The following is a 16,522-nucleotide window of genomic DNA, read 5'->3' on the forward strand; positions in this document are numbered from 1 at the left end:
TTGCGCGCGCTCAGCGGATGCAGGCACGCGCGAGCTCCTCCAGTTCACGCTCGAAATTGTCGGGCGCAAGCGTAGGCGCGCTCACGAGCACGCGATGGGCGCCGGCCTCGTGATATTCATGGATCGCGCGCGCCGGCTCCTTGGGCAACTCCAGCATCAGGAACGTGATCTCGATCCGGCCGAAATCGCGCTTCGCTTCGGCGCACATCCGGCGCAGATTGCCAAGCTCGGTGGCAAGCTGGGCGGGGCTGAGCCCCAGCGGCATCCATCCGTCGCCCATCGCGACCGTGTCCTTTAGCGCGCGCTCGCAACTCGGCCCGATCCCGCCGGCGCCGATGATGACTGGCGGATGCGGCTTCTGTACCGGCTTGGGGAAGAACTTCACCTTGGGAAACCGGACGAACTTGCCTTCGAAGCTGGGCTCGGGCCTGGTCCACAACTCCTTCATCGCCGCGATGTACTCGCGGGTCATCGGCCAGCGCCGCTTGAAGTCGACCCCCATGATCTCCGACTCGTCGGCGAGCCATCCGGCGCCGATGCCGAACAGGAAGCGCCCGCCCGACCAGAAGTCGAGCGTCGCGATCTCCTTGGCCATCACGATCGGATCGCGCTCGGGAACCAGACAGATCCCGGTCGCGAGCTTGATCCGGGTGGTTGCGGCGGCGGCGTGCGCCAGCGAGACGAAGGGGTCCGGCATGTGGGCGTAAAATTCGGGGATCGAGCCGTCGCCGAGCGGGTAGGGCGTCCTGTGGTGGACCGGAATTATCGGATGCTCGGGGATGAAGATCGAATCGAAGCCGAGCGCCTCGGCCTTGCGCGCGATACGCGCCGGGTCAGCGGTGCTCTCGCTCACGAACGCCTGCAATCCTACCGTCATATGTGCGGCTCCTTTCGCACCGGGATGCGAAGCCGACTTATCGCGCAAAGCGCGCCGAATGCCAAGCGCCGCGCGCGCTATTCGATCGCGAGGCTGGCGAAGGAGACCAGCGAATCGGTCTGCGGCTCGAGCGCGATGTCGTAGTGAAGCAAACGCGCGCGCCGGCCGCGCAGAAGCTCGAGCTGCGTGTACATCGGGGCAAGCCCGCAAATCTTGCGCGCGTCGCCCTCGCGCGCGATGTCGGCGAAGAAGCCGCCCGGATCGCCGGCCTTGATGTTCTCGATCAGCGCAAGGTCCTCGCGCCGCACTCGCTCGGCCACGCCGTTGCCGATCCCGAAGGGGTCACCGAACTTGCGCCCGACGTGGGCGAAGTCAACGCCGGAGAGGATCAGCACGCGCCGGCGCTCGCGCGCAAGCTCCGCGCGCAGCGCTGCAAGGAAGGCGGCCACGCGCGAATCGTTGGCCGGCTGCTCGCCGCCGCGCACCATCTCGTGGAACGAGCCGACTAGCACCGGCACGACCTGGTAGTCGCCAACGCCCAGCGCCCACGCCAGGAACAGCGCCTGGAACTCGATCGAATGCTCGTTGCGATGCAGCAGCTCGTCGGCGAACAGGTCGCCGCCGCCCGCCTCGCCATAGCGCGCCCCGAGCCGCTCGACAAAGCCGCAGTCGGTGCGCACCGCGCCGAGCGGGGTCAGATAGTCCTTGCGCGTGGCGCTGAAAAGCTCGGGGCCGGCGCCGTAGTGCGAGGTGCCGAGGATGACCACGAGCTCGGGGCGCTGATGGCGGCGCAGTTCGCCGTAGGCCCACGCGTAGGCCGCGGCGCCGCGGCGCGGATCGATATGCGGCGCGACAAGCCCCGCCAGCTCGCCCTCGGGCGCCGGCGCGGCGGCAAGCGCGTCGCGGCCGGGCGCGCCCGGCCGCTCAAAAAACGACTCGATCTCGGCCCGCAAGCGCGGCGCCTCCGTCTCATAGCACAGCCCTGCGAGAACCGCCGGGCGCGCCGGACTCTTTTCGAATTCCTCGCGCACGGCGCGCACTCGTTCGGCAAACGCCGGCGAGTCGAGGTAACCGGCACGATCGAGCGCCGCGATGAGCTCGCGGATCTGCTCGGAATGAATGATCGTCCCGAAGCGACGGCTGAACGCGGCCTGGAGATCGAGCACCGAGTTGGTGCCGTCGAACAACGTAACCAGGAAGTAAGCGCCCATCCCGAGCACGATCGGATCCGGCGCAAGTCGGCTCGGATCGCGCAGGCAGACCACGCTTTGGCCCTCCTGCTCGAGGGGAAATGCCTCCACCGGGCGAATCCGCGGCTTGTCCATCGGCGCGTGCTGCGCGGCCACTCGCCCCGAAGCGGCGGGCGGTGTCGCGCCTCCTGTTGAGTATAATGAGCGGCGCCTTCGCGGATGGAAAGGCCGGGACTATCGAGGATGGCAAAGATCGGCGGCCGCTCGGGCGGCCACAAGGATGAGCGCGCGACGAACGCGAAGCGCGGCGCGCGCCGCGCCATCCGTTACCGGGTGTGCTCGACCGGCGCGCTCAAGCCGGGCGAATCGCTGAAGTTCATGCTGCCGGTGCGCGGCGCCGACGAGGAATGTTTCGTGGTCAACTTCCGCGGCCATTTCCACGCCTACGTCAACCGCTGCCGCCATGTGCCGATGGCAATGGACTGGATCGACAACCAATTCTTCGCCGAGCAAGGGCGCTACCTCATGTGCCAGACCCATAATGCCTACTACGAGCCCTCCACCGGCGAGTGCATCGCCGGACCGCCCAGCGCCTGCGGCAAAGCGTTATACCGCGTGCCGCTGGAGATCGACGGCGGCGTGATCTACGCGTGTCCGCCCAAGCAGGAGTTCGAAGACTAGGGCTGGCCCCGCGCCCCGGAGCGAGCGGATCGTCATGGTTGCGTGAGAATGAACGTTTTTGCTATGAGCAAGCGAAACTGCGGATTTCGGCCAGGAGGGAGGAAGTCAATGACGACAAAGTCTTTGAAATTGGCGATGCTGGGTTTGGTCGCGGTCTGCGTCGCAGTTGTCTTTTCCGCCTCGTCGTTTGCGGCGGAAGCGTCGCCTGAGGCTGTGCCGACCACCGCGCAGGCGCCGTACGGCCCCAAGAGCGGAACCTGGCACAAATACCGCAAGGAGGACGTGCAGGCCACGATGACCAAGGTTGGCCAGGACGTCTGGCATGCGCAGCTCTCAGGGGCCAGCGCGCAGCACATGCAGCAGCTTTTCCTCGAAGGTCAGCGCGCCTACTTCAAGGGTGACTACGACAAGGCGATGCACGACTTCCTCGCCGCCGAACGGATCACGCAGAAGTATCCGAACGACATCACCCAAGGCAAAGATTAAGCCGTCCAAATCCTCGCTGCGGGCTCCCTCGAGTGCGCCGCGGCCAGGTGCGATTACACGGGCGATGCGCGCCACCGCGGGTGGCCACGCGCATCGCCCTTACTTTTGCCGACCCCGCAGAAGTCAGGCGCGCGGCGCGCCTTGGCGCCCGGCGCCGTGGAGCGCCACAGCGCGATCGAGTCGTGAGATTTGAAGAGAGAATGCGACGCGCGAGGGCCTGGCGCGGGCGGCTTACTCGTACTCGTCGCCGAAGTGCGCGCGCACGATACGCGCCTTGAGGTACTCCAGCGTGCCGAGATCCTCGACGATGTCGCCGCCGGTGTCGTAGAAGAAGAGCTCTCCGTTTTTGGTCCGACCCACCGCGATGATCCATTCGAGGTCGTCGCGGTCCTCCAGCAGATAGTTGATGGTCTGCGCCACCCCGCGGCCCGGAATGATCGTAATCTTCGGGCGCGGCTGCTTTTCCTTTTCCTGCTTGGGCATCGCTTCGCTGACCCTCTGCTGGCGGGGGAAACGCCGAGGCGGCTCCTACCTAGATTAGGAACGCGGTGCAACCGATGTCAATACCGCGTGCGCGACGAGCTCGACGTGATGCGTGTTGGGAAAGAAGTCGAGCGCGCGCACGGCGGCGATCCGATAACCACCCGCGCACAGAGCGCGCAGATCGCGCGCTAGCGTGGCGGCGTCGCACGAAACGTATATCAGCCGCGGCGCGCGCATCGCGACCAGCGGCTCGATCAGCTCGCGCGCGCCGGTGCGCGGCGGGTCGAGGATCACGGTGTCGGGGCGGTAGCGCGCACGAAGCAGAAAGCGCGCCAGCTCCGCCGCCCGCAGCGCCGTGAACTCGGCGCGTCCGAATCCCAGGCGTTGCGCGTTGCGCGCGGCCGCCGCCACCGCCGCCGGCTCCGCGTCCACGCCCGTGACCGCCGCGCCGCGGCGCGCCGCGGGCAGGCTGAAATTACCCGCGCCGCAGAACAGATCGAGCACGCGCGCGCCTGCCGCGGGGGCCCCCATCTCCATCACCATCGCGACCAGTCTCAGGTTTTGTGCGCGGTTCACCTGGCTGAACAGATCGGCGTCGGCTTCCAACACCAGCCCTGGCTCGAGCGCCACCTGCACGGCGGTCTCGCCCACCAGCGCGCGCGTCGCGCCCCCGCGCATCACGACGCCCGCAAGCCGGGGGTCGCGCGCGACTATCGCCCGCGCGCGCGCGACCTCCGCCGCCGCAGGCGCGCGGGCCAGATGCGCGACTAACACCTCGCGCCCGCGGTCGGCAACGACCTCGATCTCCTCGCATCTGATCTCGCGCACGAACTCGCGCGGCATCCGGATGTCTTCTGCCGCGACCATGCAGTGCTCGACCTCGACCAGATGCCGGCTGCCGGCCTGGTGGAATCCCAACTCGCCGCGCGGCCCGACCTTGAACCGCACCCGCGCGCGGTAGCCGAATTCGGCGGGCGCCGGCTCGACCAGCGTCGCGGGATCGAGTTCAAGGCCCAACGCGCGGCGGAGCAGGCCCGCGATGACCTCGCCCTTGAGCCGCGCCTGCGCGGGATAATCGATCTGCTGCCAGTCGCACCCCCCGCAGCGCGGCAGGTACGGACACGGCGGCGTGCGCCGTGCGGGGCCCGCGCGGAGCACGCGCTCGGCGCGCGCGATGAGATGGCCCGCGCGCCGGCCGACGACCGTTACTTCGAGCAGGTCGCCGGGCGCCGCGTTGGGCACCATCACGGTGTCGCCGTCGAGCCGGCCGACTCCGAACGGCCCGAATGTCATCGCGGTGATCTCGACCTCCGCCATCGCCGCGCGCATCCTGCGCGCCGATCGGATCCTATCCGATGCGTCGGTCGATGTCCGGCCGGCGCCCGCAGTTCGGTTCTCGCTGCGACCGCTTTCCGGTAGCCGCGCGCGCATCGCGCGATTTATAATTCGGCCCGGGCGCAGCGCACGCCTCCAACTCTCCCCGGAGCGACAGATTTGGCCAGCGAATCAAACCTGCAAATCGCCGAGACGGAATCCGCACGCGAGGAGCAGCGGCGGCTGGCGATCTTCAGCCAGCGCCTGTTCGAGCGGCTGCCGCCCGAGGCGGCGGCCGCGATGTCGGCCGACCAGCGGGCGCGCCTCGCCGCCGACGCGCTGGAATTCTTCGCCGTGCGTGCCGAGCCGGTAAAGCTGCGAGTGCAAAGCGGCGACGAGCACGGCGCCGGCGCGTTCGTCGAGAGCGCGATGCCGGATTGCCCGTTCATCGTTGACAGCCTGCTCGAATACTTCCATCAGACCGCCATCGGCGCGGGAATGCTGCTCCATCCGGTGCTCAGCGTGGCGCGCGACGCCGCGGGGCGGCTGGTCTCGCTGGAGAGCGGGCGCGCGATCGAGCGCCCCGAGTCCTTTGTCCACCTCGAATTGCGCCCCCAAGGGGCGCTGCACGATCCCGAGCGGATTGCCGCCGACCTCCGCGTCGTGCTCGAAGAGGTTCGCCGCGTGACCGACGACTTCGAGGCGATGAGCGCGCGGGCGCTGGAGATCTGCGAGGAAACCGCGGCGCAGCGCGAACTGGTCGAGGTGCGCGATCTGTTGCGATGGCTGGTCGGCGGCGGCTTTGTCTTTCTCGGCTACCGCCGCTACCGGCTGATCGCGCGCGACGGGCACCGCGCGCTCGAAGCGGTGCCGGATTCGGGACTCGGCCTGCTGCGCGAGCACGGCCGCTCGCGCTACGCCGCGCCGGTTGACCTCGACGCGCTCGAGCCCGCGCAGCGCGCGCTGCTCTTTGACGGCCCCGCGCTGATTATCGGCAAAAGCCGCAGCGTCTCGCGCGTCCACCGCCGCCGCCTGATGGACGACATCACGCTGCGCCGTAGCGGCGACGACGGACAGCCCATCGGATTCGATCGCTTCCTCGGCCTGTTCACCTCCAAGGCCTACGCCGAGGAGGCACAGCATATCCCGGTGCTGCGCGCGAAGCTGCGCGAGGTGATCGAGGCCGAGCGCGCCACGCCCGGCTCGCACAACTACAAGGAGCTGGTGACCGCGTTCAACAGCTTTCCCAAGGAGGAGCTGTTCCGCGCGCCGGTGGCCGAGCTGCGCGATGAGCTGCGGCTCATCCTCGAACTCAAGGACGAGGCGGCGGTGCGGCTCAGCGTGCGCTACGACGCGGTGCGCGGCAACGTCGTCGTGCTCGTCATCATGCCGCGCGAGAGCTTCTCGGCCGAGGTGCGCAAGCAGATCCAGGCCGCGCTTGGCCGCATCCTGGCAGGCGATCTGATCTACTACTATCTCGCCCTGGGCGAGGGCTACAGCGCGCGGCTGCACTTCTGCTTCGCCGCCGCCTCGCCCACCGCCGCCCAGATGCGCGCGATGGAGACCGAAGTCGCCGCGCTCGCGCGCACCTGGGAGGAGCGCCTGCGCGAGGAACTGCTCGAGCGCTTCGGCACCCGCCGCGCCAACGCGCTCGCCCAGCGCTGGCTCGGCGCCTTCAGCAGCCACTACCGGGCCAGCACCACGGTCGCGCGCGCGGCCGCCGATATCGAGCAGATCGAAAATCTGCTCGCCGGCGGACGCAGCTTCAACGTCGAGCTGGTGCGCCAGGGCGGCGGCGGCGCGGCGCACGAGGGCGCGCTTCACAGCGAGCTCAGGATGTACGAGCTGGGCGAGGCGCTGCGGCTGAGCGACGTGATGCCGATGCTGTCGAACTTCGGCATCAGCGTCATCTCCGAGGAGGCGCACGAGCTGCGCGCGGGCGCAGCGGGCGGCGAGCTGCGTGTCTTCGTCCAGTCCTTCCGCGTGCAGGGACCGGGCGGTCAGCCGCTGGAGAGCATGAGCGGCGCGGGCGCGATCGCCGAGGCGCTGACCGCGGTGCGCAGCGGGCGCGCCGAGGACGGGCCGCTCAACGCCCTGGTGCTGGGCGCCGGGCTGGGCTGGCGCGAGGTGGGGCTGTTGCGAGCCTACGTCGCGGCGGCCTTCCAGATGCGCCTGGGCGCGTCGTTGCCGGCCTTGCGCCGCGTGCTGCTGCTCAATCCGCGGCTGGCGCGAATGCTGGTCGAGATGTTCGAGCTGCGGATGGATCCGGCGCCGGCGGCCGAAGAGCGCGAGCGGCGGGCGGGTGAGCTGCGCGCGGCCTACCTCGCCGCGCTAAGCGCGATCGACAACCTCGCCGACGACCGCATCGCGCGCGCCTTTCTGGGGATGATCGAGGCTACCGTGCGCACCAACTACTTCCGCACTCCGCCCGCCCTTTACCTGTCGCTCAAGTTCGAGAGCGCGCGCATTCCCAATCTGCCCGACACCCCGCCGCTGTACGAGATTCACGTTGACAGCCCGACCATGGCGGGATGCCATCTGCGCGCCGGACGCATCGCGCGCGGCGGCATCCGTTACTCCGACCGCCCCGAGGATTTCCGCACCGAGATCCTCGACCTGATGAAGACGCAGACGGTCAAGAACGCGATCATCGTGCCGACCGGCGCCAAGGGCGGCTTCATCGTCAAGCCGCGCCCGGGCGCGGCGCCCACCCGCGAGGAGGTCGTCGAGGCCTACAAGACGCTGATCCGCGCGATGCTGGAGCTGACCGACAACGTGATCGACGGCCGCGTCGTGCATCCCGAAGGCGTGCGTGTGCTCGATCAGGACGGCCCCTACCTGGTGGTCGCCGCCGACAAAGGCACTGCGGCGTTCTCCGACCTCGCCAACGCGATCGCCGAGGAGCACAACTTCTGGCTCGGCGACGCGTTCGCCTCGGGCGGCCGCCACGGCTACGACCACAAAGCGCTCGGCATCACCGCGCGCGGCGCGTGGGAGTCGGCGCGCTGGCATCTGCGCGAGATGGGCATCGAGCTCGGGCGCGGCGCGCCGGTCACGATGGTCGGAATCGGCGACATGTCGGGAGACGTGTTCGGCAACGGGCTGTTGCGCTCGGATCACGTCAAGCTCATCGCCGCCTTCGATCATCGCCACATCTTCATCGATCCCGACCCCGACCCCAAGGCGAGCTTCGCCGAGCGCAAGCGCCTCTTCGAGCTGCCCAACTCGCAGTGGTCGGACTACAATCCGGCCCTGCTGAGCCGCGGCGGCGGCGTCTTCCGGCGCGGCGCCAAGACCATCGTGCTCAGCCCCGAAGCGCGCCGCGCGCTCGGCTGCGAGGCGGAGGCGCTCGACAGCGACAGCCTCATCCAGGCCGTCCTGCGCGCCGACGTTACCCTGCTCTACAACGGCGGCATCGGCACCTACGTCCGCGCGAGCGACGAGCGCGACGCCGAGGTCGGCGACCACGCCAACGACGCCTGCCGCATCACCGCGCGCGAGCTGCGGGCGAAGATCGTGGTCGAAGGCGGCAACCTCGGCTTCACCCAGCGCGCGCGCATCGAGTACGCGATGGCGGGCGGACGCATCAACACCGACGCCATCGACAACTCGGCCGGCGTGGACACCTCGGACCACGAGGTCAATCTCAAGATCCTGCTCCAGCCGGCGCTCCAGCGCGGGCGGATCACGCCCGAGCGGCGCAACCGCGCGCTCGCCGAGGCCGCCGACGAAGTCGTCGCCCTGGTGCTCGGCGACAACCGCGATCAGGTCGTGCTGCTCAGCCTCGAGCAGCTGCGCAGCCGGACCCAGGCCAGCATCTTCCGCGACCACCTTAGCGCCATCGAGCAGCGCGGCGTGCTGCGCCGTTACGAGTCCGCGCTGCCCAGCCACGAGGAGCTGCGCGAGCGGCGCGGCCGCTATCCCGGGCTCACCCGCCCCGAGCTCGCGGTGCTCTGCGCCTACACCAAAATCGACCTCTTCGCCCAACTCGAATCGTGCCATCTGCTCGACGACCCGTACCTGACCGCGCGCTTCCTGACGCCGTACTTTCCGGCGTCGATCGCGCGCGACTTTGCCGACGAAATCCCGCGCCACGGCCTGCGCCGCGAGCTCATCGTGACCACCCTGGTCAACCGCATGGTTGACCTGATGGGCGCGAGCTTCATCTTCCGCCTCGCGCGCAGCCGCGGCGTGCGCACCGAAGAGGTGGTGCACGCATGGATTTTCGCCGACGGCGTGCTCGAGCTCCGCGAGCAGGCCGAGCGGCTGCGCGCGGACGCGGGCGGGTTGGGCGCGCAGGCCGAGCTGGCGGCGCTGCTCGCGCTGGAAGGCGCGGCGGCAGGGGTGTGCGGATGGGCGGTCGGCGCACTCGAGGCCGGGGGCGCGCTGGGCCCCGCGATCGCGCGCTTCAAGCCCGGCTTCCAGAGCCTGTGCGCGCAGTTCGAGACGATGCTGGCGGCGGGCGAGCGCGAGCGCTTCGAACGGTTGTACCGCGAGCTGCGGGCGACCGTTTACACCGAGGAAGTCGCCCATCAACTCGCCCGGCTCGGCTTCGCCGACCATCTCCTTAGCGTGCTCAGCCTGAGCCTGGCGCACGGCACGCCGCCGGCTGCGTGCGCGCACGCCTACTTCGCGCTCAGTGACCTCGCCGAGTTCGCCGCCCTCGAAGCGGCGCTCGAAACTATCGGCATCGACGACCGCTGGGAACGGCAGGCGGCTGAGGATCTCGGTGCGCAGCTGCGCGCCGCCCGCCTTGCGCTGTGCCGCGCGGTGCTCGCCGAGCGTGGGATGGAACCCGTCGAGGCGGTGCGCGCGCTGCGCCGCGGACGCGAGCGCGAGTTCGACGCCGCCGCGGAGGTCATGGGCGAGCTGCGCACGATGCCGGCGATCGGGCTGCCGGTGCTCCAGGTCGCGGTCCGCGCGTTGGCGCGGCTCGCGCACGCCGCCTCCGGCGCCGGCGGCTGAGGCCGGCCGTTTCTTTCTAACCCCGCCTACGAGCAGCGGGCGGCTTTGCGCAAGCGAAGCCGGTGCCCCTCAGGCGCTGACCGACGGCAGCGGCGCGGTCGGCGGCAACTCCCGCTCCCGCGCCGGCGCCGCTTCGGCCGTGATCGCGCCGAGATCCTGATACAGCCGCAGCGCGGCGGCGAGCAAAAACGCGATCGTCGTGTAGGCGACCGCGACCGCCAGCAGATCGACCACGAAGATCGACGCCCACAGCGCGCCCGTGATCAGCCCCACGGAGCCGACCAGCAGGCTGACCGCAAAGAACGTCGCGCCCGCCCACGAGTTGAAGCCCGACCAGAAGGCGAGAAAGACGACTATCCGCATCGCGACCCGGAAGAAGATGCCGCGTTCGAGGTCGCGACTGTGCAGCAGCGCCGCCCAGCTGCGCCGTCCGTCGAAGACCAGCGCGTACTGCGAAAAGTACAGCCACACGTAGGCGAGGATCCCCGGCACCACCAGCAGCACCACGCCTACCGCGATCGCGAGCACCTGCAGCACGCTCACCCACACAAACGGCCCCAGCAGCCGCCAGGCCTCGCGATACACCGCGACGCCCTCGTCCAGCGGACGCGCCATCCGCTGCCCCGCCTGTATCCGCTTGAGCGCGCACAGTACGACCAGGTTCACGCCGATGAGCGTGATCGCGATGCTTACCAGGTGGAGCACGGTGATCGCCCAGGCGGGGAACGGCGGGCGCGGCGCGCTGCGCGTCGGCGGCGCGTAGGGCGCCTGCGCGGGCACTATCCATCCGACGCTGGTCGTGCCGGGCTCGAAGGTCTGCACCAGCTTCCATTGCAGGTTGACCGCGTCGGGCAGGATGCATAGCGCCGAGGCGAGCACCAACGGCGCCAGCACGAGCGCGATGATCGTCCAGTTGCCGCGCAGATCGTTGACCGCGTTGGCGAGGTAGATGAAGCTCGAACGAAGCCGCGTTTGCGCCATCGCGCCCTGAGGTTGGCATCCCACGCCGTGCAAAACAAGCCGCGGCCGCGCCGGCCGCGTGCGCTCAAAAACGCACGCGCCGATTGCTATACTGCGGGAGCGGCGGGCGCCCCCGGGCCCCGCGCGCGATTCGATTGCGGGGATTGCTACCATGGCTCAGGACGATCGCGCGGCGCTCATTGCGCACGAAGACCGGATGATTCGCCGGCTGCGTTTTCTGGTCGACCTCACCTTCGCCACCATCGCGCAGGACGACTCTCTCACTCTCGACGAGGCCTGGCAGCACGTGCGCGCGCTCAAGGGCGCGGCGGTCGCGATGTTTCCGGGCAAGGAAGACACTTTCGACCTCATCTACCTGCCGCGTTTTTCGCGGCTGCTCAAGGAGCGATTCCACGCGAACTGAGCCGCCGCCATCCCGCCCGCGATGAGACGGCTGCGCGGACTCGTCGCGCGGGCCGACGGCTCGACGCTGCCCGGCACCGTCAGCTTCGAGGAAACGATCATGTCGGTCGAAGCTGCCGGCGACTCTGCCGGCAGCGACTACGTGGTGCCCGCGTTCATCGATCTCCAGCTCAACGGCGCAGACGAGATCGACGTGATGGACGCGTCGGCCGACGCGCTGTTGCGTCTTAGCGCCCGGCTGGCGCGCGAGGGCACGGGCGGCTGGCTGCCGACGGCGCTCACGGCGCCGTTGGAGCGAATCGAGAAGACGGCCGCGGCGATCGCCGAGGCCGCCGCCGAACAATCAGCCCGCGTCTGCGATGCTTTCAGTACGGCGGGCGCTGCGGCCCGCGGTTGCGCAGCCGTGGCGCCAGCGACGATCCTCGGGATGCACCTGGAGGGGCCGTTCATCTCGCCCGCGCGCCTCGGCGCCCATCCGCCGTTCAATCTTGCGCCGCGCGGCGAGGCGCTGCGCCGCGTTGCCGCGCTCAAGCCGCTGCGGCTGATCACGCTCGCGCCCGAGCTTGACGGCGCGCTGGAGGCGATTGCGTATCTCGGCGCGCGCGGCGTCGCGGTTTCGCTCGGCCATACCGACGCCACCCTGGAGCAGGCGCAGGCCGCCCTCGCGGCAGGCGCGCGGATGTTCACCCATACGTTCAACGCGATGGCCCCGCTGCACCATCGCCGCCCCGGGGCGGCGGCCGCCGCGATGCTGCCGTCGCGCGCGCGCGCCGCCGTGGTCGCCGACGGTGTCCACCTGCATCCGGAGATGCTGCGCCTGCTCTACCGCGCGCGCGGCGCAGCGGGAATCTGCCTCACCACCGACCGCGTCGCGACCGCCGGCGAAGCGGGCGTGGCGGTCGCCAAGGACGGCGCGGCGCGGACCCCCGACCACAGGCTCGCCGGCAGCGTCATCTCGATGCTCGACGGGGCGCGGACAATGATCGAGCGGGCCGGCGCGAGCGTGGGCGAGGCGGCACTGATGGGGGCGACGAATCCAGCGCGCGTGCTGGGGCTCAGCGACCGCGGCAAAATCGACGTTGGCGCGCGCGCCGATTTGCTCGTGCTCGGGTCGGCGCTAGAGTTGAAGGCGGTGCTCATTGGCGGGCGCGAGCTTGCCTGACCGGGCCGCCTCGTAATCCTCCCGCAAGCGCAATAGCGATGCCGCTCAACCGCGAACTCATCGGCCACGAATATCCGCCCACCCACGCGACCGTCACCCGCGAGGCGCTCCAGGCCTACGCGCGCGCGTACAACGACGCCAATCCGCGCTACTTCGATCCCGCCGTGAGCGGCGGAATCGTCGCGCCGCCGATGTTCGGCGTGGTCGTGACCTGGCTCTCGGTGATCCAGGCGGTTAGCGATCCCGCGCTCGGCGTCGACCTCCTGCGCCTGCTCCACAGCGAACAGGACATGGAATTTCGCCTGCCCTTGCGGCCCGGCGACGAAATCAGCTCGACCGCCAAGGTCGCCGCGATCGAGGCGCGGCCAGGCGGCGAGGCGATGACGCTCGAACTCCTGGCGCGCAATCGCGCGGGCGAACTCGTCCAGCGCATCCTCTTCGGTGTCTTCATCCGCGGCGGGCGGCGTGAGCGCGGCGCGGGTGCGCCGGCGCGCGCCGCCGAGCGCCCCACGACCCCGCAGGGCGAGCCCGTCCTCTCGGTTACGCAAACGATCGACCCCGACCAGACCTACCGCTACGCCGAGGCCTCGGGTGACCGCAATCCGATCCACGTCGATGAAGGCGTCGCAAGGATGGCTGGGCTGCCCGGAATAATCGTCCACGGGCTGTGCACGATGGCGTTCACCTCGAGGGTTGTGATCGACGGGTTGTGCGGCGGCGAGCCGACGCGGCTTGCGCGCCTGCGCGTGCAGTTCAGCCGCCCGGTGCTTCCGGGCCAATCGATCACGACCAGGGTATGGCCGGGCGGCGAGCGCGGCGGCCGCCGGGTCTACGCCTACGAGACCTACAACCCCGACGGCCTGGCGGTCATCCGCGGCGGGATCGCTGAAATCATTCTGTGACCGCGCCCCAGAAGCTTCCTGCTCCCCTTCCCTTCAGGAGAGCGATGCAGGGTCATCCCGAGCGAAACGAGCAGCGCGAGCGAAGCAAGGAATCTCGGACGGCTCCGTGCCGGCGAAGCCGGTACGGGTTCTTCGTTCGCCAAGCGCTCCCTCTCCGACAAAGAGAGCTGTGCGCAATCAGCGCAGCGACAAGGTCCCATGATGGAGGGGCGGCTTAGCCTGGGGCTGTCGCTTTCCCTTGGCGGCCCCTACGCCGCGATGGGGCGTCAGGCCGAAGCCGCGCTTCGGCTCTTCGTTGCCGACGTCAACGCGGCGGGCGGCGTCCGCGTCGGCGGCCGCGCGCTCGAACTCGCGCTGCGATGCCACGACGACCAGAGCGACGCGCGCCGATGCGCCGCGATCTATCGCGAATTGTGCGTCGGCCCCAATCGCGTCGATCTCCTGCTCGGCCCGTACTCGAGCCGGCTCGCGCGCGCGGCCGCGCCAATTGCGGAAGCCGCCGCAATGGTGATGCTCAATCACGGGGGCGCCGACGACGGGCTTTACGCGCACGGGAGGCGGATGCTGGTTGGCGTGCTCAGCCCGGCGAGCGATTATCTCGTCGGCTTCACCCGCCTGCTCACCGAACTCAAGTTCTGGCGCAAACGCCTCGCGATCGTCGCCGCGCCGACGCCGTTTGCGCGCGCCGCCGCCGACGGGCTGGAGCGCACGTGCCTCGAACGCCGTCCGCGCCGGCGCGGCGTGCGCGTGCGGCTCAAGTACGCCGGCGACTTCGCGCGCGCCGAGGCGATCGCGCGGCTGCTGCCCGCGCTCAGGCGCAATCGCGTGAATGCGCTCGCCGCCGCCGGCAGCTTCGCCCAGGACGTGTCCCTGATCCGCGCGGTCGTCGCCGCCAACCTCAACATCCCGGTCCTCGGATGCGTGGCCGCGGGCGTGCGCGGCTTCGCCGACGCGCTCGGCGAAGCCGCCGAAGGCATCGTCGGCCCCAGCCAATGGGAGGAGCAGGCGCGGATCGCGCCCGAGCTGGGGCCGACGCCGGCGGAATTTGCGCGCCGGATGCGCGCCGCGGGTTATCCCGATTGCGATTATCCCGCGGCGCAGGCCTACGCGGCAGCGCTGCTTGGATGCGCCGCGATCCGCGAGAGCGGCTCGCTTGAGCAGGGCCGCCTCCGCGCCGCGCTCGGCGCGATGCGCACCAGCACGCTATACGGCGACTTCGCGATCGACGCCGTCAGCGGCCGCCAGATCGCGCATCGCCTGCTCCTCGTGCAGTGGCATCAGGGGCGCAAGGTGATCATCGAGCCCGAATCGCACAGCGAACTCGGCACGATCGAGTTTCCCTCCGGATGGCGGCTCATCCTGGCCTCGATGCACAGCCTCAAACTCAAGCTCGGCGCCGCCGCCCGCGGCGACGAGCCCGACGAATAACCGCCTCCCGTCGCCACGCGCGGTCTGGTCGCGACCTATTCGAGGCCTCGCCCAGCAAAGCTGTCCGGGGTTCCGCCGCGCGAGGGTCGATGCATATTGTCTGGCGGCGGGCACGCCTGTTTAGCTGGTGGCGGCGGCGCCGCCTGTTGCATACTTCCATCCACGCCCCGGGCGCTGGAAAATGAGGCGGCGCAATCGCTGAGGGCGTCCCGGCGCGGTTCGCGCTGCGCGCCCGCGCTCATCGATGTACACCCAGGATACGATCGTCGCGCCGGCCACGCCGCCCGGCAGGGGTGCGGTCGCGATCGTGCGGCTGTCGGGCCCGCGCGCAACCGCGATCGCGCGCGCGCTATGGCATCCGCGCGGCCGCAAGGCGGCCGCCGCGCACGACGATGCGCTGCCGCCCGCGCGCCGGCTGGCGCTTGGCGAAATCCGCGACCCGGATAGCGGCGCGATTATGGACCGCGCGATGTGCGTCGTGATGCCCGCGCCGAATAGTCTCACCGGCGAAGATGTCGTCGAACTGCACTGCCATGGCGGCCCCTACGTCGTGCGCCGTGTGCTCGGCCTTGCGATGGCGGCCGGGGCGCGGATGGCCGAGCCGGGCGAGTTCAGCCGCCGCGCCTATCTCAACGGGCGGATCGATCTCACCGAAGCCGAGGCGATAGCCGACCTCGTCGATGCGCGCAGCGAGAGCGCGCTCCAGCAGGCGATAGCCCAGCTTGGCGGCGCACTGGCGCAGCGTGTGAGCGCGCTGCGCCGTGGAATTATCGCCGTGCGCGCCCATCTTGAGGCCGAGATCGACTTTGCCGACGAGGGGCTGAACCTGCCCAGCCGCCAAGAGATCGCCTCCGCGCTCGCGCGCGTCGGCGCCGACGCGGCGCTCCTGCACGACAGCTTCGCACGCGGGCGCCTGATGCGCGACGGCGCGCGCGCGGTGATCGTCGGCAAGCCCAATGCCGGCAAATCCAGCGTGCTCAATCTGCTGCTCGGCGCCGACCGCGCGATCGTCACTCCCGTACCAGGCACCACGCGCGACGTTATCGAGGAGTCGATGACGGCGGGGCCGTGGCGGCTGGTTTTGCAGGACACCGCCGGCGTGCGCGAGGCGGTTGACGAGGTCGAGCGAATCGGCGTCGCGCGCACGCTGAGCCATGCCGGCGCGGCCGACCTTTTGATCGCGGTGTTCGATGGCTCGCGCCCGTTCGAAGAGGAGGACGCGCGCGTGCTCGCGCTGTGCGCGGGACGCCCGGGCGTCGCGCTGCTCAACAAATCCGACCTGCCGGCGGCACTGCTGCCCGAAGATCTGATCGCGCGGGGGTTGGGGATGGCGCTGATGCGCTTCTCGGCGCTGAACGCCGACGGCGCGTCGACGCTGCGCGACGAGCTCGCGCGTGTGCTCGCGGCGCTCGCCCGGGGCGCGCCGTCGGACGGCGTCGCGATCTCGCGCGAGCGCCATCGCGATGCGCTCTCGAAGGCTCTGAGAGCCATCGAAAATGCACGGGACGCGGCGCTGGCCGGAATGCCGCCGGAGATCGTGGCGGTCGATACCGCCGCGGCGGCCGAGGCGCTCGGCGCGATTACCGGCGAGGTCGGCGTGGAGGACGTGCTCGACGCGGTGTTTCGCGAGTTCTGCATCGGAAAGTAGCGA

The 16,522-nt window shown here is 70.1% G+C and carries 13 protein-coding genes; 8 read left to right on the forward strand and 5 right to left on the reverse strand.

The window, feature by feature from the left end:
• Nucleotides 1-10: 10 nt before the first annotated feature.
• Nucleotides 11-877, reverse strand: coding sequence for an LLM class F420-dependent oxidoreductase (locus tag VFB33_02935; GenBank protein ID HZO80624.1), 867 nt, complete (start codon nucleotides 875-877; stop codon nucleotides 11-13).
• A 77-nt stretch (nucleotides 878-954) separates the two neighbouring features.
• Entirely contained in the window at nucleotides 955-2,202 is a 1,248-nt protein-coding gene (gene amrB, locus VFB33_02940) for an AmmeMemoRadiSam system protein B (protein HZO80625.1), read from the reverse strand.
• A gap of 108 nt (nucleotides 2,203-2,310) precedes the next feature.
• Between amrB and VFB33_02945 the strand changes: the two genes are divergently transcribed.
• Nucleotides 2,311-2,748 carry a Rieske 2Fe-2S domain-containing protein gene (locus VFB33_02945; protein ID HZO80626.1) on the forward strand — a complete coding sequence of 146 codons (438 nt, stop codon included), beginning with the start codon at nucleotides 2,311-2,313 and terminating at the stop codon, nucleotides 2,746-2,748.
• A gap of 108 nt (nucleotides 2,749-2,856) precedes the next feature.
• Nucleotides 2,857-3,234, forward strand: coding sequence for a hypothetical protein (locus VFB33_02950; protein HZO80627.1), 378 nt, complete (start codon nucleotides 2,857-2,859; stop codon nucleotides 3,232-3,234).
• Between the two features lie 231 nt (nucleotides 3,235-3,465).
• Here the strand turns inward: VFB33_02950 and VFB33_02955 are convergent, their stop codons facing one another.
• Together VFB33_02955 and VFB33_02960 are read right to left on the reverse strand one after the other, a co-directional pair.
• Nucleotides 3,466-3,717, reverse strand: a complete 252-nt coding sequence (locus VFB33_02955; GenBank protein ID HZO80628.1) for a hypothetical protein — start codon at nucleotides 3,715-3,717, stop codon at nucleotides 3,466-3,468.
• 54 nt (nucleotides 3,718-3,771) lie between these two features.
• On the reverse strand, nucleotides 3,772-5,034 hold the full coding sequence (locus VFB33_02960; protein ID HZO80629.1) for a methyltransferase domain-containing protein: 1,263 nt from the start codon (nucleotides 5,032-5,034) through the stop codon (nucleotides 3,772-3,774).
• 177 nt (nucleotides 5,035-5,211) lie between these two features.
• Here VFB33_02960 and VFB33_02965 point away from each other — a divergent pair, with 177 nt between their 5' ends.
• Nucleotides 5,212-9,996 carry an NAD-glutamate dehydrogenase domain-containing protein gene (locus VFB33_02965; GenBank protein ID HZO80630.1) on the forward strand — a complete coding sequence of 1,595 codons (4,785 nt, stop codon included), beginning with the start codon at nucleotides 5,212-5,214 and terminating at the stop codon, nucleotides 9,994-9,996.
• A 69-nt stretch (nucleotides 9,997-10,065) separates the two neighbouring features.
• On the opposite strand, the gene VFB33_02970 is transcribed toward VFB33_02965, so the two are convergent.
• On the reverse strand, nucleotides 10,066-10,977 hold the full coding sequence (locus tag VFB33_02970) for a hypothetical protein (protein HZO80631.1): 912 nt from the start codon (nucleotides 10,975-10,977) through the stop codon (nucleotides 10,066-10,068).
• 151 nt (nucleotides 10,978-11,128) lie between these two features.
• Here VFB33_02970 and VFB33_02975 point away from each other — a divergent pair, with 151 nt between their 5' ends.
• From VFB33_02975 to mnmE, 5 genes are all read left to right on the forward strand, one after another.
• Nucleotides 11,129-11,380, forward strand: coding sequence for a hypothetical protein (locus VFB33_02975; GenBank protein ID HZO80632.1), 252 nt, complete (start codon nucleotides 11,129-11,131; stop codon nucleotides 11,378-11,380).
• Between the two features lie 21 nt (nucleotides 11,381-11,401).
• Nucleotides 11,402-12,541 carry an N-acetylglucosamine-6-phosphate deacetylase gene (gene nagA / locus VFB33_02980; GenBank protein ID HZO80633.1) on the forward strand — a complete coding sequence of 380 codons (1,140 nt, stop codon included), beginning with the start codon at nucleotides 11,402-11,404 and terminating at the stop codon, nucleotides 12,539-12,541.
• A 38-nt stretch (nucleotides 12,542-12,579) separates the two neighbouring features.
• Nucleotides 12,580-13,443, forward strand: a complete 864-nt coding sequence (locus VFB33_02985) for a MaoC/PaaZ C-terminal domain-containing protein (protein HZO80634.1) — start codon at nucleotides 12,580-12,582, stop codon at nucleotides 13,441-13,443.
• A gap of 201 nt (nucleotides 13,444-13,644) precedes the next feature.
• On the forward strand, nucleotides 13,645-14,871 hold the full coding sequence (locus tag VFB33_02990) for an ABC transporter substrate-binding protein (GenBank protein HZO80635.1): 1,227 nt from the start codon (nucleotides 13,645-13,647) through the stop codon (nucleotides 14,869-14,871).
• A gap of 244 nt (nucleotides 14,872-15,115) precedes the next feature.
• A complete protein-coding gene (gene mnmE / locus VFB33_02995; protein ID HZO80636.1) occupies nucleotides 15,116-16,519 on the forward strand; it encodes a tRNA uridine-5-carboxymethylaminomethyl(34) synthesis GTPase MnmE in 1,404 nt (467 codons plus the stop codon).
• Nucleotides 16,520-16,522 lie beyond the last annotated feature (3 nt).

It is taken from the genome of Candidatus Binataceae bacterium (assembly GCA_035650475.1).
GTDB lineage: Bacteria > Desulfobacterota > Binatia > Binatales > Binataceae > JAKAVN01.